Consider the following 19,156-nt stretch of genomic DNA (forward strand, 5'->3'; position numbering starts at 1 on the left):
TTCTAGTTCCGGGGTGCTATCAGTACTACAGAGTCCCTGAAGCTGATATTCAGATTGAAGACAGCTGCTATGGTGTTCAGCAGCATGGTGTCGCTTTTGGCCAATAAGCGTCCACTAATGGTTCTGCCTGCAGTTGCACTGTCGGTGATCTGTACTTTAAACCCGTATATATCTTCCAGTTGGTTGCCCATTTCACGCAGGGGAGTATTGTTAAATACCAGTTCCCTGTTCCGCCAGCTGCTGTAGTTCGAAGGATCTACATGACTGGAGGTAAGTTTATGTTGTGCAGGCGTATATGCAATCATATCGCCCGGCGCCATCATTACATCGGCGGCTTTTTTTCCGGGGAAGCCGACGCTGATCTTTCCCGTATTTAACGACACCCTGGTGGTACCCCGGCGTGTGTTTACGTTGAAAGAGGTGCCCCATACCTGTACATCCAGGCTACCGGTGTGCACGGTAAACCGGGTACGCTGTCCGCCATTGTAGCGGTGAGCAACTGAAAAATACCCTTCTCCACTCATCCAAACCTCGCGGTCGCGGCTGTTATCCCAGCCTGTCTTATATTCCAGCCTGGAATTAGCATTCAGCACTATGACAGAGCTATCTGGCAGCAGCACTGTTTTTATTTCTCCATTTCCAGTCAGGTAAATAGTATTTGCGGGTACCTGCATTTTCCACCAGGCGCCTGCCACCACTATCAATGCCAGTACCGCTGCTGCAACTGCGTACCACCTGATACGGATATGCTTCACGGGTGTTGCTGTTAGTTGCTGCTCGATAAGTTCCCATTGCCGGCGCTTCCGCTCTGCCGGAAATTCATTCGCCCGGAACTGAAGCTGTTTCAGCGTTTGCGCCGCCTCTGCTGCTGTATTCCGTTTTTCGGGATAGGCCGCAAATACAGCTTCCCACAAAGCATTCCCTGTTGCATCCGGATGCAATACCCAGCGCTGAAAATCCTCATCTGCCAGTAATGCAGATACATCGTAATTTTCATATTTACGTACGTCCATAACTGTTATCGGGCAATTACAGGGATGCCTTTACCTTAATTACGCAGGGATTTTAGAAATTACCCCACGGATGAAGAAAAAAATTTTCAGGAAGATATAAAACGCTACAGTAGTTGTTCCCCCAGCTGTCCATGCAGGGCTTCCAGCGCACGCGCCATAATCTTGTAGGTGGCTTTAACGGTAATGGAAAGTATATCGGAGATGTCTTCATACGACATATCTTCATAAAAACGCAAAAAAACAGCTTCCCGCTGACGTGGGGTAAGCCGGGCAAGCGCAGTATTGAGCAACAACGACCGCTGGGCAGCCTGTTCGCCGGCAATGCGTATATGTTCGGGAGAACCTTCCAGTTCAAAAACATAGTTTTCCTCTTCCAGCTCGTCCGACGCATGACGCTGAGTCCTGGAGATATTACGTATCAGTAATCCCCGTAATGATTTCAGCAGGTAATTCTTTACGGAAGCCGGCTGGCCGAGGTTTTCACGGTTTTTCCATAGTTTCAGGAAGAGATCCTGTATGGTATCTTCCACCATCAGCGTATCTGTGGTGAATTTACAGCCATAGTTATACAGATAATCTGCATAATCGTTATAACACGCGGCCAGCGCACGCTTGTTGCCCTGTAAAAAGGACAACCAATTGGCTGATTCGGCATTATTATGGTCGGTCATGTAGCAACACAGTGAGGTGAAATACGGGGGCAAAGGTAAAAGAAATCGTTATTCATCAAAATCAAAAAGTGAAAGCTGGCCGGTATGCCCCGGCCTGTCGATACCGGGCGCCAGTTCGTAAAAGTTAGACAACGTAATGCCCAGCAGCCGGATAGGCTTGTCTTCCGGCAATGTAGCCGCCAACAATTGTTTGGCTGTGTTTACAATAATATCATACTCTCCCACCGGCTGCGGGAACGAATGATTACGCGTGATCTGCTTAAAATCGTTGTACTTTATTTTCAACGTAACAGTGCGGCCCTTCAGTTGATAACGCTGTAAGCGGTCGTATACAATTTTCCCGATTCTCTCCAGTTGTGCTTCCATTTCAGCAATTTCTGTGAGGTCGTATTCAAAAGTATCTTCTGCTCCCACCGACTTGGTTTCGCGGTGTGGTTGTACTTCCCGCTCGTCGATTCCCCGGACAATGCGGTAATAAAAGCTGCCTACCTTACCAAAATGATTCTTCAGTTCCTGCTCCGACAGCTTCTTGAGATCGGCCCCGGTAAAGAGGCCCATGCGCTTCATCTTATCTGCCGTTACCTTCCCTACCCCGTGAAATTTTTCCACTGCCAGCGTTTCCATAAAAGTTGTGATGGAAGAAGGGCCTATGAAAGTCAGGCCATCGGGCTTATTGAGGTCGGAAGCTATTTTGGCGACAAATTTATTCACTGATACACCTGCAGAAGCAGTTAGTTGCAGCTCGTCCCGGATGGCCTGTTTGATGAGCTTAGCGATCTCAATGGCAGAGCCGATTCCCTGTTTATCGATGGTCACATCCAGATAAGCCTCGTCGAGCGACAAGGGCTCTATCAGGTCCGTATAGCGGGAGAATATTTCCCGGATGCGTCTTGATACTTCCCCATATACATCAAAGCGGGGGCGTACAAATATCAGTTCCGGGCATAGCTGTTGTGCTCTTTTAGATGACATGGCGGACTTCACGCCAAACTTGCGTGCCTCATAGCTGGCGGTGGCAACTACGCCGCGGCCTTCCGGAGAGCCGCCTACTGCAATGGCTTTCCCCCGATAAACGGGGTTATCACGTTGCTCTACGGATGCATAAAAAGCATCCATATCGATATGAATAATCTTTCGTTGTCTGGTGTTTGAATCGTTCTCCATCTTGCACGCCGGAAGCGATGTAAAGATATTAAAAAGCCCGGCTTTTTGTGCCGGGCCTTGCGCTATTTCAACGGTTTAATCCAATAACTGTAGTAGTGATCACTATAAGGTATCCGGTACTCTTTCAGCGGCATGGAGCCCCAGCTATCGATTCCCTGTACCCCCGACTGTTGCAGGTCTACATGCAGGTACAGCGTATCGCGGCGCGTCAGTTCCCCGGAGTGATATTGCTTCTTGTCGGCCTCCGGATCCAGATCATCCATGCTGTATGGCAGTGCGGAAAAATTCAGCAAGCTATCGGCATATTCGAAACGTAATCCTTTTCCTTTCTTATTGGTGATATTTACCCAACGCACATCTGATTTATTGCCGCTTTCCTGCGGGCGTGCATAAGGGAAGTACTGGCTATCTGCCTGCTGACGGTAGATGCCAACAAACGAAGCTGTTTTTCTATCCCAATAGTTTTCCCAGGGACCGCGACCATAATAAGTAATCTGATTCAGTTGATGATTCAGTTGCAGATCATTACCTACTCTCAGCAATAACGGATATTTACCACTGATGGTGTTCAGCTGATTTTCTACATGTACAGCGCCATCGCCGGTAACATGGAATGTTTGGGTAACAGCGGCTTCTCCGCCCAGCAACTCTTTCTTAAACACAACCACGTACCCATTGCCATCCTTCGCCTGATCTGCTTTCAGCAGTTTGCCTTCTGCAGCGGCATTACGCCATTTACGCAATGAATGATTGAATCCGGCTCCGATATCATTATCTGTAGGCGCTCTCCAGAAGCCGGGTTCCGGGCCTTGCTGCAGCAGTTGCTCTCCCTGCAACACATAACTGCTCATGATACCTTTCTTCATATCGAAGCTGATGGCAAATCCGCTTCCTTTAAGTTGCAGGATGTTGCCGTTTGTTACGGCCGTTAACGATGCCCCTGTAGCCGGCGCCAGAACTGGTTTTGCAGCTGCTTTCCAGTTGAACTGTTCGGCAGCTGTTTCAAATCCTGCTGGCAGGAATGGCTCAGGTTTTATCAGTGTATAACGCACATTCAGAAAATATTCCCTGCCTGTCTCAGGCTGGTACCTGATTGCCAGCGGGAGGCTGGCAGATTGTTGTGGCGCTATGTTCAGGGTTTTAACGCTACCCTGCTCCACTATTTTCCCATCTTCCAATAACTCCCAGTTCAAACGGTAATTCGATAAATCACGGAAGAAATAACCGTTATGTACCACAACGTTATTGCCTCCGTCCCATTTGGTGTGGATATGTTGATATACTTTCTTTACTTCCACTGCCATTGGTGTCAGGCCACGATGGGCCGTCACCACACCTTTCACGCAAAAGTTGTTGTCGCTGAAATCTTCATTCACGGGGCCACTCAGCGGAAAATCGCCACCATAGGCAAGGATACGTTTCCCATTCTTCACCGTATCTATACCCTGATCTATCCATTCCCAAATGAAGCCACCCTGCAGGTAGGGATTGTTTTCTATGGCCGTCCAGTACTCCTGGAAATTACCAAGACTATTGCCCATAATATGCGCGTATTCGCTCATGATCAGTGGCCGGTCGGGGTTATGTTGAGCGTATTTCGGCAGCCATCCCGGAGAAGGATACTGAGGTACGATCATGTCGGTATTATAGTCGAATTCAGCGCGTTCGTATTGTACAGGACGTATGTCCTTTGCCTTGAGCCAGTCGTATGCTTCATAGAAATTACAACCATTACCGGCTTCATTTCCCAGCGACCAGGTCACCACGGAAGGATGGTTCTTATCGCGCTCATACATACGCTGTATCCTTTCGAGATGCGGAATACGCCACTGCTTATCATTGGCAAACGTATAGGCGAGATCGTAGTAACGGCCGTGCGATTCGATATTTGCTTCATCTATCACGTACAATCCGTATTCATCACAAAGCTGCATCCAGTAAGGATCAGGAGGATAATGGGAATGCCTCACTGCATTTACATTGAGTTGCTTCATCATCTCCATATCTTTACGCATATCATCGTGTGTAAGTGTATGCCCCTGTGTAGCGTTGTGTTCATGCCGGTTCACACCTTTCAGGAACACACGTTTACCGTTGACGAGGAAGTTCCTGTCTCTGATCTCTACAGAACGGAAACCAACGCGTTGCGGTACCACTTCCAGCACTTGTCCGTTTTTATCTTTCAGCGTAATGAAAAGCGTGTAGAGATTTGGCGTTTCGGCCGACCAGGTTTGTACTGCCGGTATCTCCTTATTAAAGCTGACAGCTGTTTTATAATTGCCCAACACTTTCTGTACGCCGGGAGTAGTTTCGCTGTAAACAGTTTTCCCCGCAGGGTCGCGCAGCTCCACTGCTACCGCAAATGTATCAGGCTTGCTGTGGTTGGTATTTTTGTCGATGCGATAATTATCTACTTCCAGGTTCACCTGCAGCTGTCCGTTGGTATAGGTGTTATCCAGCGTAGAGACGACTTTCATATCGCGCACATCCAGTTTGGGAGTGGAATAGAGATACACCTCTCTTTCAATGCCCGACATGCGCCACATATCCTGGCATTCGAGATAAGAACCATCGCTCCAGCGGTATACCTGCAACGCGATGAGGTTTTCACCGGGTTTTACATATTTGGTAATGTCAAACTCAGCCGACAGTTTACTGTCTTCGCTATAGCCAACCTGCTGACCATTCACCCAGATAAAGAAAGCCGACTTCACAGCGCCCAGGTGAATGAATACCTGCCGCCCCTTCCAGTTGTCTGGTATATTGATTTTCTTTCTGTAAGACCCCACCGGATTATTATCTTCCGGAATATCAAAAGGAGGCCGGAGGTCGCCACCGGTTTTGGTACGGCCGGCAAATTCATATGGCTGATTTACATAGATGGGCAGGCCATAGCCATTTACTTCCCAGTTGGCGGGCACTTTGAAGTTGCCCCAGCTGGCATCATTGAAATCTGTTTTGTAGAAATCGAGCGGACGTTTACGGGGATCCTGTACCCAGTTAAATTTCCATTGGCCATTGAGCGACAGGAAAAAGGCAGACTGTTCCTTTTCACGTTTCTCTGCCAGCGGCATATTCTCAAAAGCAAAAGCAGATGCCCGCATCGGCATCCTGTTCACAGATACCACTTCCGGCGTCTGCAACTGGAAGGGTAATTGCTGCGCAAATCCCGGCAGGCTTGCTGTCGTGAGCGCCAACAATAATAATTTCTCTCTCATTGTTCCTCTGATATTAATAAATCTTATGCTAAGCCCTAAAGAAAAGGCTTTTTCTGCTAAATCTTCAAACATTACTGGAATATACTATAAAAGGCATTTTTTCTACATAAAGGGTTTCATTTCTATACCGGCGACCAGAAAATAAACATGGATTTTCTTACTTTGGCGGAAACCAATATCTCATGATCCGGAAGAAAGAAGGGTTCCAGGGCCAGCGGATGATCGTTATTCCACGAAATGTGTTAAACACCGTCTGCACAAAGGATGCAGCGCTTTCGCCGCTGTTCATTACCGACATCGGTTATTATCCCAAAGCTTTCTTTCATCACCGTAAAAGGGCTACGGGAGCCGATCAGCATATACTTATCTACTGCCAGGAAGGCAAAGGAACCATTGAATTAAAGAACGAATGCTATGACATAACAGCGGGCGATTGCTTTCTGCTGCCGCGCAAGGTGCCGCATGAATACCGTGCCGATGAAAACGATCCCTGGACGATCTACTGGGCGCATTTCCTGGGCAGCGGCGCAGATTCGCTGGTACAAACGGCCGTCAGGGAATGGAATGGCCACAAAGCTTTTCTGCCCTATTCTCCTGAACGCACACAGCAGTTTGATCGTATTTATCAGCAGCTGGAGAAAGGATACCGGCAGGAAAACCTGCTCTACTCCAACATGAACTTCTGGTCGTTCTTCTCGTCCTGCATTTATCCGGATTCGGCCCATGCAGGCAAGCAGCATCGGCACGATGCCATAGATGTAGCCATTGATTACATGAACCAGCATCTCGATAAGATGCTGACCCTGGAACAGATGGCGAAATCTGCCAATCTCTCCCAGTCTCATTTTTCCTGGCTGTTCAGGAATAATACAGGATTCTCTCCTATCGAGTATTTCAATCATTTGAAAGTGCAGAAAGCCTGTCAGTACCTGCTTTTCACCCCGTTACGTATCAAGGAAGTAGCCTCCAGACTGGGTATGGAAGACCCCTATTATTTCTCCAGAATGTTTGCTAAGGTAATGGGACTATCGCCTAATCAGTACCGGGAAAAGAAAGTGTAATCGTAAGATAATCCATCATAATCAGCATTTCATCTAGCAGGATTATCGGTTGTGCTGACTACTTTTACATCAGATGTCAATCAATTTCTAATGGGTCATTTTTCCACGATGAGGATAGCCGCTTTCCTCAGCTTATTTGCCGGAACAACCATGTTTTTTGGTGCCTGTGAATCGAACAAAAAAGTGGACTTTAGCGCTGAAGTCAAACCGATACTCAACAAACACTGCATCAGCTGTCATGGTGGCGTAAAGCAAAACGGCGGTTTTAGTGTACTCTTCAGGGAAGAAGCGCTGGGCAATACCAAGTCCGGCAAGCCCGCTATTATACCCGGTCATCCGGAGAAGAGCGAATTTATCCGCAGGCTTACCTGTAAGGATCCTAAAGAAAGGATGCCTCAAAAGGGCGAGCCTCTTACCACAGCGGAAGTAGACCTGCTCACCCGCTGGGTGAAACAGGGCGCCGAATGGGGTGAGCATTGGTCGTACGTACCACTCAAAGCCATTACTGTACCGGATATCAGCGTTGATAACGGAAACGATATCGACCGCTTCATACGAGCCAAACTGAAAAAAGAAGGGCTGAAACCTTCGCCGGAAGCCGATAAAATGACGCTGCTGCGCCGCGTAAGCATCGATCTTACCGGGCTTCCTCCTACGCCTGCTACCGCACAATGGTTCGCTGCCAGCAACGATCCGAAGGCATATGAAAAAGTAGTGGACAGCCTGCTGCAATCGCCCCATTTCGGAGAACGCTGGGCAGCGATGTGGCTCGACCTTGCCCGTTATTCTGATACCAAGGGATATGAAAGGGATCTTTCCCGCAGAATGTGGCGGTACCGCGACTGGGTGATAGATGCGTTCAACAACAACCTTCCATACGATAGCTTTGCCATAGACCAGCTGGCCGGCGATCTGCTGCCACAGCCTACAGATGCACAACTGGTGGCCACTGCGTTCAACCGTAATACCATGGAAAACGACGAAGGTGGTACGGTGGATGAAGAGTTCCGTACAGCAGCCGTGATGGACAGGGTGAGCACCACCATGGATGTATTCCAGGGTGTGACCATCGCCTGTGTGCAATGCCATAGCCATCCCTACGATCCGTTCAGGTTTGAGGATTATTACAAGTTGCTGGCATTTATGAATAACACCCGCGACGAAGACACCTACGCCGAACATCCTAAATTACGTTTATACGATAGCGTTAGTACGGCAGAAGTGCAGCAGATCAGCTCCTGGGTTGGCCAGTATGGCAACACGGCGCAACTGCACGATGTACAGCAGTTTCTCCGGGTACTGGAACCCAAAGTACATGCGCACGACTGCGACCAGTATGTGAACAGTACACTGGCAGATTCGAAGTTCCTCACCGGCAGGCCTAATGGTACAGCCAGATTGCCCAAACAACATCTTGATGGAAAAACAGCATTGTTGTTCAACTACTGGACAGGGAGTAAGGGCGGCACGCTGGAGTTCCGACTCGATAGTCTGAAAGGTGCTACCATAGCTACTTACCAGATAGAGCCAACGCAAGGATCGAAAGTTGCAGCCATACCGATGAAGGCAGTAGAAGGCACACACGACCTGTACATATTATTCCGCAATCCAACCATAAAACCGGAAGCGGATGTTTGTACAATAGAATGGTTTGCCTACAGGGATCCGTTGCCGGGTAAAGGGCAACCAGGGTATGATAAGATCAACAGTACCCTGATGACGGTGATCAATAAAAATCCCGAAGACATCCCGGTGATGATCGAAAACAACACCGCCATGGCCCGCACCACGCATGTGTTTGAGCGTGGCAACTGGCTCGTGAAAGGGAAAGTGGTTACACCGGATGTACCTCATTCCCTGAACCCATTCCCGGCTGGCGCACCGCGCAACCGGCTGGGGCTGGCGGAATGGCTCACTTCTACCGGTAATCCGCTTACAGCAAGGGTTATGGTTAACCGTTTCTGGGAACAGATATTTGGTACCGGTATAGTAGAAACACTGGAAGACTTTGGCACGCAGGGCTTCCCTCCTTCACACCAGGAGCTGCTGGATTATCTTTCCTGGAAATTCATGCACGACTATAAATGGCATATGAAGCCATTGCTCCGCGAGATAGTATTATCGGCCGCTTATAAGCAATCATCTGTTTCTTCTCCTGAGCTGGAAGCCAAAGATCCCGCTAACCGCCTGCTGGCGAGGGGGCCGCATTTCAGGCTCACTGCCGAAGAAGTAAGGGACCAGGCATTAACCATCAGTGGCCTGCTGAACAGAAATCTTCGCGGTCCCAGTGTGATGCCCTATCAGCCGGATAATATCTGGCAGACAGTATGGAGTGGCGAAACCTGGAAAAAGAACGACGATGGCAATCAGTATCGTCGCGCGTTATATGTCTTCCAGAGACGTACCAGTCCTTATCCCTCCATGCTCTCCTTCGATGGCAGCAGCCGGGAAGTATGCCTGCAACGCCGCATACGCACCAACACCCCGCTGCAGGCGCTGGTAACACTCAATGATCCTGCATATGTGGAAATGGCGCTGGCGCTGGCAACGCATATGCAGAAAAATGGCGGCAGCAATATTGATTCGTGTATACGTTGGGGTTATCAGGCTGCTATGTTCCAGTCTTTACCCGATAAAAAACTAAAAGTATTACAACATCTTTACCAGCAATCATTGCAGGACTTCCGGAAAAATCCGGGATCAGCCGGCAAGCTGGTGCACGGCGATCCTGCTGCACAGCAACACCTGGAACTGGCCGCCCTGCTGGTGGTAGCCAATGCAATTATGAACCTGGATGAATTCCTGACTAAATCCTGAGCAGTATGAACAAGTATGAAAAATTGATCAAAGAAGCGAACGAGGCGAAGTTGCGTTACCTTACCCGCCGGCACTTTCTGCTGGATTGTGTGACAGGACTGGGAGCCGCTGCACTGGGTTCTTTGCTGACCAGTTGTGGCAGCAGTTCCAAAAACATCCTCACCGATTTTGCAGGTAACCCGATGGCGCCCAAAGCACCTCATTTCCCTGCAAGGGCCAAAAGTGTTATCTATCTGCATATGGCCGGAGCGCCGTCGCAGCTGGAATTGTTCGACTACAAACCTGCTTTGGAAAAATTGCATAACCAGCTTTGTCCGCCTTCATTGCTGGAAGGAAAAAAATTTGCATTCATACAAGGCGTTCCAAAAATGCTGGGGCCTCAGGCAGTTTTCAAACAGCATGGAGAATCACGTGCATGGATCTCCGATCATCTTCCCCACTTCACCACTATGGCGGATGAAGTGAGCTTCCTGAAAGCAGTGCAAACCGACCAGTTCAACCACGGTCCGGCACAGTTGCTGATGCAAACCGGCAGCGCCAGACTCGGACGGCCCAGCATTGGCTCCTGGGTAACTTATGGCCTGGGGTCCGAAAACAGTAATCTCCCCGGCTTCGTAGTACTTACTTCCGGTGGCAAAACACCCGATGCCGGTAAAAGCGTGTGGGGAAGCGGTTTTCTGCCATCCGTATACCAGGGTGTGCAATGCCGTACCAAAGGAGATCCGGTATTGTTCCTCTCCGATCCGGATGGTATGAGCAGGGATCTTCGCAAAGCGTCTATTGATGCAATCAACGATATCAACAAAGAAGAATACGGCGCCTTCGGTGATCCGGAAACCTTATCCCGCATCTCACAGTACGAGCTGGCTTACAAAATGCAGGTCTCTGTGCCTGAGGTAATGGATATCAGCAAGGAGCCGGCTTACATCCATGAAATGTATGGTACGCAGCCAGGCAAAGAATCATTCGCCAACAACTGCCTGCTGGCACGCAAGCTGGTGGAAAAAGGAGTACGCTTCGTACAGCTGTACGACTGGGGCTGGGATGCGCATGGAACGGATGAAAGTCTTTCTATCGACTACGGCCTGCGCAACAAATGCCGGGAGATCGATCGTCCGGTCACCGCACTGCTGCAGGATCTGAAGCAACGCGGTTTGCTGGATGAAACCCTGGTGGTCTGGGGTGGTGAATTCGGCCGTACCCCAATGCAGGAAAACCGTAACGGAAAAGATATGCCTTTCATGGGCCGCGATCATCACGTAGAAGCCTTTACGATGTGGATGGCCGGAGCCGGTATCAAAAAAGGATACTCTTATGGAGAGACGGATGAAATAGGCTATGCCGCAGTAAAAGGGAAAGTTGCCATCAACGACATACATGCCACCATACTACAACAACTGGGCTTCGACCATGAGAAGCTGACTTACGAATTCCAGGGCCGGCCGTTCCGGCTGACCGATGTTGGCGGTAAAGTGATCACACCTATCTTAAGTTAAATATTACATGAACAGTAACAGGAGAAATTTTATCCGGCAATCCGCCATAATGAGTTCCGCATTCTGCCTTTCTTCACTGCCATCGTTTGCTGCACCGCCTGCCGGATCAGTACGCGCAGGATTCCGCCTGATTGTACTGGCTACGAATTGGGGATATACGAGAAGCATCAGCGAATTTTGCAAGGAAATAAAGCAGGCCGGTTATGACGGTCTGGAAATCTGGTGGCCTGCCGAAACAGCCGCCCAGGAGGAATTGTTTGCCGCACTGGAAAAATATGAGCTGCAGGTGGGCTATCTCTGTGCAGGCTACGATAGCGACTATACGAAACATGCACAGCAGTTCGAAACCATGCTGAAAGCCGCTACCAGCCATCATAAAATAAAACCGCTTTATATTAATTCTCACTCAGGCAGGGATTATTTCACTTTCGATCAGAACTGCGCGCTGATAGATCTTACTACGAAAATCTCAAAGCAATCGGGTGTTCCGATATACCATGAAACACACCGGTCGCGTATGCTGTTTGCCGCTCATATTGCCCGTCAGTTCATTGAAGCCAAACCGGAGCTGCGGCTGACGCTCGATATTTCCCATTGGTGCAATGTACATGAAAGCCTGCTGCAGGATCAATCTGCCACCGTTGCCAAAGCACTGGAACGTGCTTCGCATATACATGCCCGTATCGGGCATCCCGAAGGGCCGCAGGTGAATGATCCTCGCGCTCCGGAATGGACGGATGCCGTCAAAGCCCATTTCTCCTGGTGGGACCAGGTGGTGAAGTATCATCAGACCGCAGGAAAACCACTCACCTTCCTCACGGAATTTGGTCCGGTGGATTATCTGCCGGCTTTGCCCTATACGAGGCAGCCCGTCGCCAATCAATGGGATATCAATGTGTATATGATGAAACAACTTAAACAGCGTTACGGCCAATGATGAAATTATTGATTAGCACCGGCAGCTGGACGGCCTTCACCGGGCGTGCACATCCACTGCTGGTACATCTGCCCATTGGCATCCTGATCGTTGCATTGCTGATCATGTTACTGTCGCGTCGCGAAAAATGGCGTCACTGGCAAGCCGCTCTGCCTGCTATATTGCTGGCTGCAGTGATATCAGCCGTATTTACCTGTATCACCGGCTATTTGTTGTCGCTCGACGGTGGTTACGATGAAAAGCTGCTGCAAACGCATATGTATCTTGGGATAGGCGTTGCTGTTGTAAGCATCCTGCTTTATATACTGGAACGAAAACCAGGCCGGCATGTCCGTGCAAGTATGTTTGTGGCAGCCGGTATGCTGCTGCTCATCAGCGCTGCGGGGCATTATGGCGGTAGTCTTACCCACGGCGACGATTACCTGACAGCTGCTATGCCCGAAGGTTTGAAGAAGCTTACAGGCATTAAAACAACCGCTGCTAACCATGCCGCCTATACGAATATAGGAGATGCCCGCTTGTATGAAGATCTGGTACAACCGGTACTGATGAACCGTTGCTATGGCTGTCATAATGAGCAGAAACTGAAGGGTGGCCTGCGGCTGGAATCAGTAGCCCTGATACGGAAAGGCGGAGAACATGGGCCTGTACTGAAAGACAGCCTGCCGGAAGAGAGTGAGTTGTTTAAACGGTTATTGTTACCGGAAGATGACGAACACCGCATGCCTCCCAAAGGCAAACCTTCCCTCACTCCTGCTGAGCTGGAACTGCTGCATTGGTGGATAGCCCAGGGAGCCCCTACCGGTAAAACGGTGAAGGAGCTGAGTAAAACACCACGTGTGCTGGCTGTACTGGATGGTATGCAACCATCGGGAGCAATAGATAAAAACATATTTGTTCCGGAAGGAACCGTTACAAAAGCATCAGAAAAAAATATCAGTCCGCTGACGGCCAAAGGCATGAAAGTACTGCCGGTAGGCACTGGTAGTAATTACCTGCTGATAGATGGTATTAACGCCGGTTCGTTCAGTGACAGGGACATGCAGTTACTGCTTCCGCTGAAAGAACAGCTGATCTGGGCCGATTTGTCGGGCACAGCTGTTACCGACAGTGCATTTGCAGTGCTGGGGCAGCTGCACCAGCTCACCCGGCTGGATTTGCGGAATACAGCTATAAAAGGCGCCGGAATACAGGCATTGAATAAATGCAGCAGGCTGCGTTATCTCAACCTGGCGGGAACATCGCTGAAAGGAGATGCGCTGGCAGGTATCCGGCAAAACAAACAACTGGAGCAACTATATCTCTATGGAGCCAATATACCAGCCGTACAGATACAGCAATTGCAGCAGCAACTACCTAAGCTGAAGATAGACACTGGTGGTCATCTGCAACAACTGGCTTCTGATACGATGGTGTATCACAAAACCAACGGATAATCCTATTCATAATCCTGTGCCGCCAGGATGGTCCTGGCGGCAATTCTTTTGGCAAGATTCCGTGGCGCGAGCACTTTCATTTGTTCCCCAAAACCCAGGATCTCACGTTCCAGCTCAAAATTCAGTATCACTTTAATGGCAATAACAAGCTCGTTTGCTGTTTCTTTCACCACCACCTGTGAGTGATGCAGTGGTTTCGTAAGTACATAGGGAGCATGCTTTTTATCGATCTGTAGTACTACCTTATGTACCTGGTCTTTCTCCGTTCTGGTAACGCCTATCAGCTCACTGAAATACTGATCGAAGGGCATCCCTTCATATGCAATGAAAGGTTCTTTCGGCAGCTCCTGGATGCTTTGTATCCTGTCGAGCGCCATGGTCATGAGTTGTGGCCGGTGTTTGTTTCTTGTAATCAGGAACCAGCGGTTACGGTATTCTTTGAGCAGATACGGGTAACAAATATGTTCCTGGGCTGTATCGGCTTTAAACGATTTATAAGTCACCAGTAGCGTTTTCCTGCGGAGAGTAGCCTGGTATAACGGATTGATATAAGAAAGCCCCTGCAATTGCTGGTTGCTTTCAAACTGAATGCAGTTAAGATGGCTGTCGGCCGATTTATAGAGATTGTTTTCCAGCCGGGCAATCATATCGCTCATATCATCAAAGTAACTGAAGCCGTTGAGCTGTTTCAATACGGCTACGATTTCCTTCATTTTTTCCAGGTCGGCGTCGTTCACGGGGGCGCTGGCGATGGTGAAGGCGGGGTCGCTGTAAGTGTAATATTTGCGGTCTTTCACGATGATGGGGGCATTGTATCCCAGTTTATCGCTGCGCATTAACTGTATATCCGCCTGTATGGTACGCCGGCTTACTCCGGATGTAATTCCTTCTAGATCGTACAACACTTCGGCAACTTTTTCAATGAGATCTTCCAGCGTCCACTTACGATAGCGGTTACGCAAACAATCATCGATGGCTTTATACCGGATCAGGGCAAGTTTATTGATGGACATACTGCGAATTTATACAAAGATAGAAATGGTGTGCGCATTCTATTTGCGCACTTTGGCAGACTGATATTATTTTAAGAATATATTATATTGATTATCAAATAGTTGAAATAATTTTCTAAAAAACTTTTTACTACGCAGTTCCACTGCGCACTTATGCTTGCATCTTTGTGTTGTCAACAGCGGTCAAACAGATGTTACTTCAACGTATCTAACTACCTTACATCTGTCATCATCGTGTAGGACGGCAAAGCAGTAGTTGAATGGTAAAACACCGTTATTAAGTGCTGAGATAACCTGATGGTCAATTAGAACTTATTCCGGAGGGAAACGGTGGTGCTGGTTCGAATCCGGCCTGCTTTACAAGACCGAGGTCAATTGTTGCTTACTTCGTTTTTGGGAACAGCAACAAAATTATCTGGTTATTAAAATGAAATAATATGAACTCCTTACTGAAAGTTGGATTACGACAGAAAGCTATTTTTATTCCGGAAAATGCCCAATCAGCTGAACAGGAATACATCACGCCTGCTACAGGATTGCTGGTAGCCAATCTGGCAAAGCTGGGCTTTGGGGTAACAGAAGAGCTGTTACAATCGCTGAACCGTACCACTCCTGCTTATCAGGCTACAATCCTGGAAGCTTTCAGGGAAGTAATGGGAGTAGATAATAACTGGGCGCCATTGGTAAAAAACTGGTCTGTTCCCGTAAACACCAACTGGACGGATCACCTGGTTACCTGGCTGACAAATATATTTCAGGGAGATGGCGTTACGCTTCGTTGCGGCCATATTATTCCTCCGGACACTTTTCCGCTGGAAAGATACAATGGCTGCCCTTTCTGCGGCACTCCGTTTGAAACCAGCGGTATTATCAATTTTCAGCAGGGAAGTAAAATAAAAATCCTGGAGCTGTGGACAACTGAACATGCTGCTGCTTACCTGGAAGGTCTGTTACGTTCCAAAACTGCGCTGGATGCCACTCAGGCCGAAAACCTGAAGTCTCTGCTGGCGGTGCTGCCGTTACCGGATGTAAAACCGGCCATGAAGGAAACGCTGATGGCCGTGATAGATGAGCTGATAGCAGGAAACGAAGATGCTAAAGCTGCTGAACTGTTTTCAACGCCTACGGATATACTCCGTTACCTCTGGTATAAACACACCGGGTTCCTTCAGCTGATCAGACCTAAAACCATTGTTGCCCGCAAAACAAAAAACGATATCCATTTCCGGGTGGCTAAAGGCGGTGGCGCGCAGAAAATGCTACAGCTGAAAACGGAGCTGAAACTGAAATACAGCCGCCACCAGGGCATTATGGTGGCCCGCTGGCTGAATAACCTTCCAATGGAAGCTGCTGCGATGTGCGAGATCATGCATCCGCACCGCAACATGTGGGTACGCTTCATTCGCGCGCTCCGTTTGGCGGAATTTAGTCGCCGTGAAGGGCTTGAGCACCTCCGGGAAATGATGGATAAATTCTATCGCCAGGATTATACTGTATGGCAGGGAACTGTAAACCATTTCCGCCTGCGGAATGATGCCGCTAACACCCTGTTGTTGTTACAACAGCGCCCGGGATTATTTGCGCGTTCACTCTTCGCCAATATGCTGTGGTTCGGGCATGAGCCGGTGATCGCGGCATTCGCGGAAGTGGCGGGTAAAGTACCCGCGCGGCTGATTTTAACCTTGCAGATGTATGCCGGATATTATTTCGACAAAACGACTACCCGTGCCGTAAAACCGCTGGGAGGCGTTGGTAAAAGCGTTGCTGCCAACCGGCTGGTAACCATGTACGATGATAACCAGCTGCGCGAAATGCAGGATGCCGTAACTAATCTTTGTATAGGTGTCGTACAGCAACGCTTTGCGGCTGTTCCTACCGGTGCCCGTACCATCTACATCGCTCCGGAGCTGCATAAGATCCCACTGGCGATCGGCGACCGTGGCGAACAGGTACAAGACCTGCCGGGCGCACTGATGGGAACCCGCTTCAAATTAGCAGGCGATGAGATCACCCTCTTCATGCAATGGGGAAAGGGAATGCCGGCTCAACACCTGGATATGGATCTGAGTTGCTTTATCGCTTACGACAAGCATAAAGACTATTGCTCCTATTCCCGGCTGAACACCACCGGCTGCCTGCATAGTGGAGATATACGCTCCATCCCTGACCAGGTGGGTACTGCCGAATATATCCGGTTAAACGTTGCCCAACTGGCTGCAGCCGGCGCACGGTATGTCACCTTCACCTGCAATGCGTACAGCCAGGGAGCTATTGCCATGAACCTGACCCTCGGATGGATGGACAGCAAAAACAAGATCACCATCGATGAAAAAACAGGAGTGGCGTACGATCCTTCCTGTGTAGACCATATGGTACGCGTTACCGGCGGGCTTGCAAAAGGACTCGTATTCGGTATACTGGACGTTGCCGCCCGGGAGATCATCTGGCTGGAAATGAGTTTCGATGGTCAGATCATACAAAACCTGGACCTGGCAAATGTCAAATCCATCCTGAAAAAACTGAACAGCAAATTAAGCATCGGTGCACTCCTGGAGGCCAAAGCCCGCACTCAGCACCTGCAAGTGGTCAGCGAGGCGGAAGCAGATGAAGTATATACATTACAATGGGCGTTAAATACTGCCGCCGTGACACAGCTACTCGTTGATTAAACAACGGGTAGCGGCCCTCCCGGCCTGCCTTCCATCTGCCTGATAATATTATTTACTTCCGTTTCTGTGGCCCGTAATTTCTGTTGGCAGAATTCAATAAGTATAGCTGCCCGCTTTACCTTCTCTGCCAGCAGGTCTACAGAAACAGCTTCATTCTCTATCTCTCCGGCTATCTGCTGCAATTCGTTATAAGCCGCTTCATATGTCAGTTCCTCGTTCATCGTTGGTTGTTTTTTTATTGATGGTTGTATCCAAAAACGCATCCTGCATGATTACCCTGATTTCCTGGCCGGGCTCCAGCGTTTCCGCACTGCCTATAATACGTCCGTTTTGAGAGATCATGGCAAATCCCCGCTTCAGGATGTTGTCAGGGCTCATCAACCGGAATAATGATTCGTAGTGAGTGAGTTGTCCTCTTTTGCTCTGTACGAACAGGCGGCAGAACGAACGCAATGTACCGGTGACGTTTTCCAGATCGTTCAGCCGGTTGGATACCAATATCCTTGGCGTAGACAGTACTGCATTAGACGCCGCCAGTAATTCCCGGTGGCGATGCAACAGAATATCCCGCGACGTATGCGCCACCACATTGTTGCAGGCATGGAGTGTATCCTTGTGGCTGGCCAGCAACGTTCTGGATTGATTAATGATATTACTGTTGAGATACGACAGCAACTGAAAATTTCTTGAAAGCAGTTGCTGGGACCGGATTACAATATTCTGCTGCATATTGATTACGGCCTCCTCAAACGTCCGGTTATGCGCAATGATCAGCTCTGCAGCCTTTGTCGGCGTTTTGGTAGCCGTATGCGCCATCATATCGGTAATGGTTTCGTTCTTCTGGTGACCTATGCCTGTGATTACCGGTATAGGAAACTTCGCTACGGCTCTGCCCAGGATAAAGGTATCGAAAATAAGAAAGTCGGTTTGTGCACCGCCACCACGGATGATCACCACCGCATCATAAGGCTTGCCACTTTGAAAGATGTCGATCAGGCGTTGTTGCACCAGCTCCGCTTTGGTTTCGCCCTGCACTACCGTAAAGTATTTATCTACCGTAAACTTATAACCAAAATGATTATGCTCCAGCGTATGCAGGAAATCCTGGTAACCGGCGGAATTCCCGGAAGTCACCACAGCCAGTTGCTGAATCACCCGGCCTAATTTGAGCTGATTGTTCCGGGTGATATACCGGTCACCCGAACGCTGGATAAAATCTGCGCACTCCGTGGTTAACCTTAGCAGGGTCTGTTGCTTCTGCTGTTCCAGCATTCCCACTGTAAAACTGGTATCAATGTCCTGCAGCGTGATCTGTAATCCATGTACCTGGTGATAACCAACGGTTACCTTAATGAGCACATGTATATCGTTCCGGAACTGTTGTCCTGTAACGGTTTCAAACTCCTTTATCCGCAGCGCGCCTGCTCCCCAGGCTACCGCAGCCACCCGTGCCACTATGCCACCGGCATATTCATCTTTCTCCACCAGGTCGAAATAATGATATCCTTTCTGCTGGTAAAAAGAATGATTGGTGATATCTGCCACTACCCAATAGGTCTGCTCAGCAAACGCCTGATGCAAGGTTTGCTGGATCTTCCCTGTAAGGGCAGATAGCTTTATGAAAGATATTCCGTTCATTGTGAATAGTAAAGATAAGCAAA

Annotated in this window: 13 protein-coding genes; 6 read left to right on the forward strand and 7 right to left on the reverse strand. The window is 49.0% G+C overall.

Annotation, left to right across the window (positions count from 1 at the left end):
* Positions 1-2 precede the first annotated feature (2 nt).
* The 4 genes from UNH61_RS18055 to UNH61_RS18070 all read right to left on the reverse strand — a co-directional run bounded on the left by UNH61_RS18055 (position 3) and on the right by UNH61_RS18070 (position 6,066).
* Positions 3-1,013, reverse strand: coding sequence for a FecR domain-containing protein (locus UNH61_RS18055; RefSeq protein WP_326993379.1), 1,011 nt, complete (start codon positions 1,011-1,013; stop codon positions 3-5).
* Between the two features lie 104 nt (positions 1,014-1,117).
* Positions 1,118-1,684 carry an RNA polymerase sigma factor gene (locus UNH61_RS18060; protein WP_326993380.1) on the reverse strand — a complete coding sequence of 189 codons (567 nt, stop codon included), beginning with the start codon at positions 1,682-1,684 and terminating at the stop codon, positions 1,118-1,120.
* A 48-nt stretch (positions 1,685-1,732) separates the two neighbouring features.
* On the reverse strand, positions 1,733-2,848 hold the full coding sequence (gene dinB, locus UNH61_RS18065; protein ID WP_326993381.1) for a DNA polymerase IV: 1,116 nt from the start codon (positions 2,846-2,848) through the stop codon (positions 1,733-1,735).
* A gap of 62 nt (positions 2,849-2,910) precedes the next feature.
* On the reverse strand, positions 2,911-6,066 hold the full coding sequence (locus tag UNH61_RS18070; protein ID WP_326993382.1) for a glycoside hydrolase family 2 TIM barrel-domain containing protein: 3,156 nt from the start codon (positions 6,064-6,066) through the stop codon (positions 2,911-2,913).
* 182 nt (positions 6,067-6,248) lie between these two features.
* On the opposite strand from UNH61_RS18070, the gene UNH61_RS18075 reads away from it, so the two are divergent.
* From UNH61_RS18075 to UNH61_RS18095, 5 genes are all read left to right on the forward strand, one after another.
* Positions 6,249-7,127 (forward strand): AraC family transcriptional regulator, encoded by an 879-nt coding sequence (locus UNH61_RS18075; protein WP_326993383.1) that lies wholly within the window; start codon positions 6,249-6,251, stop codon positions 7,125-7,127.
* A gap of 90 nt (positions 7,128-7,217) precedes the next feature.
* Positions 7,218-9,944: a DUF1553 domain-containing protein gene (locus UNH61_RS18080; RefSeq protein WP_326993384.1), complete on the forward strand. Its 2,727-nt coding sequence runs from the start codon at positions 7,218-7,220 to the stop codon at positions 9,942-9,944.
* 5 nt (positions 9,945-9,949) lie between these two features.
* The gene (locus UNH61_RS18085) at positions 9,950-11,440 is read left to right on the forward strand and encodes a DUF1501 domain-containing protein (RefSeq protein ID WP_326993385.1); all 1,491 of its coding nucleotides are present in this window, start codon (positions 9,950-9,952) and stop codon (positions 11,438-11,440) included.
* 49 nt (positions 11,441-11,489) lie between these two features.
* On the forward strand, positions 11,490-12,377 hold the full coding sequence (locus UNH61_RS18090) for a sugar phosphate isomerase/epimerase (protein WP_326993386.1): 888 nt from the start codon (positions 11,490-11,492) through the stop codon (positions 12,375-12,377).
* The gene (locus UNH61_RS18095; RefSeq protein WP_326993387.1) at positions 12,374-13,813 is read left to right on the forward strand and encodes a c-type cytochrome domain-containing protein; all 1,440 of its coding nucleotides are present in this window, start codon (positions 12,374-12,376) and stop codon (positions 13,811-13,813) included. Before UNH61_RS18090 ends, UNH61_RS18095 begins: the two co-directional genes overlap by 4 nt.
* 2 nt (positions 13,814-13,815) lie before the next feature.
* On the opposite strand, the gene UNH61_RS18100 is transcribed toward UNH61_RS18095, so the two are convergent.
* Positions 13,816-14,826 (reverse strand): WYL domain-containing protein, encoded by a 1,011-nt coding sequence (locus UNH61_RS18100; RefSeq protein ID WP_326993388.1) that lies wholly within the window; start codon positions 14,824-14,826, stop codon positions 13,816-13,818.
* 437 nt (positions 14,827-15,263) lie between these two features.
* Between UNH61_RS18100 and UNH61_RS18105 the strand changes: the two genes are divergently transcribed.
* Positions 15,264-17,495: a hypothetical protein gene (locus tag UNH61_RS18105; protein WP_326993389.1), complete on the forward strand. Its 2,232-nt coding sequence runs from the start codon at positions 15,264-15,266 to the stop codon at positions 17,493-17,495.
* Here UNH61_RS18105 and xseB read toward each other — a convergent pair.
* Positions 17,492-17,716: an exodeoxyribonuclease VII small subunit gene (gene xseB / locus UNH61_RS18110; protein WP_326993390.1), complete on the reverse strand. Its 225-nt coding sequence runs from the start codon at positions 17,714-17,716 to the stop codon at positions 17,492-17,494. The two genes, UNH61_RS18105 and xseB, sit on opposite strands and share 4 nt — an antisense overlap.
* Positions 17,694-19,133 carry an exodeoxyribonuclease VII large subunit gene (gene xseA / locus UNH61_RS18115; RefSeq protein ID WP_326993391.1) on the reverse strand — a complete coding sequence of 480 codons (1,440 nt, stop codon included), beginning with the start codon at positions 19,131-19,133 and terminating at the stop codon, positions 17,694-17,696. The genes xseB and xseA overlap by 23 nt, the downstream gene beginning before the upstream one ends.
* Positions 19,134-19,156: the final 23 nt, after the last annotated feature.

This window comes from Chitinophaga sp. 180180018-3, assembly GCF_037893185.1.
Lineage (GTDB): Bacteria > Bacteroidota > Bacteroidia > Chitinophagales > Chitinophagaceae > Chitinophaga.

What these genes read in the sequence shown, in the direction of transcription:
- UNH61_RS18055 (WP_326993379.1), bottom strand. Translation starts at nt 1,013, where the DNA reads ATGGACGTACGTAAATATGAAAATTACGATGTATCTGCATTACTGGCA.
- UNH61_RS18060 (WP_326993380.1), bottom strand. Translation starts at nt 1,684, where the DNA reads ATGACCGACCATAATAATGCCGAATCAGCCAATTGGTTGTCCTTTTTA.
- dinB (WP_326993381.1), bottom strand. Translation starts at nt 2,848, where the DNA reads ATGGAGAACGATTCAAACACCAGACAACGAAAGATTATTCATATCGAT.
- UNH61_RS18070 (WP_326993382.1), bottom strand. Translation starts at nt 6,066, where the DNA reads ATGAGAGAGAAATTATTATTGTTGGCGCTCACGACAGCAAGCCTGCCG.
- UNH61_RS18075 (WP_326993383.1), top strand. Translation starts at nt 6,249, where the DNA reads ATGATCCGGAAGAAAGAAGGGTTCCAGGGCCAGCGGATGATCGTTATT.
- UNH61_RS18080 (WP_326993384.1), top strand. Translation starts at nt 7,218, where the DNA reads ATGGGTCATTTTTCCACGATGAGGATAGCCGCTTTCCTCAGCTTATTT.
- UNH61_RS18085 (WP_326993385.1), top strand. Translation starts at nt 9,950, where the DNA reads ATGAACAAGTATGAAAAATTGATCAAAGAAGCGAACGAGGCGAAGTTG.
- UNH61_RS18090 (WP_326993386.1), top strand. Translation starts at nt 11,490, where the DNA reads ATGAGTTCCGCATTCTGCCTTTCTTCACTGCCATCGTTTGCTGCACCG.
- UNH61_RS18095 (WP_326993387.1), top strand. Translation starts at nt 12,374, where the DNA reads ATGATGAAATTATTGATTAGCACCGGCAGCTGGACGGCCTTCACCGGG.
- UNH61_RS18100 (WP_326993388.1), bottom strand. Translation starts at nt 14,826, where the DNA reads ATGTCCATCAATAAACTTGCCCTGATCCGGTATAAAGCCATCGATGAT.
- UNH61_RS18105 (WP_326993389.1), top strand. Translation starts at nt 15,264, where the DNA reads ATGAACTCCTTACTGAAAGTTGGATTACGACAGAAAGCTATTTTTATT.
- xseB (WP_326993390.1), bottom strand. Translation starts at nt 17,716, where the DNA reads ATGAACGAGGAACTGACATATGAAGCGGCTTATAACGAATTGCAGCAG.
- xseA (WP_326993391.1), bottom strand. Translation starts at nt 19,133, where the DNA reads ATGAACGGAATATCTTTCATAAAGCTATCTGCCCTTACAGGGAAGATC.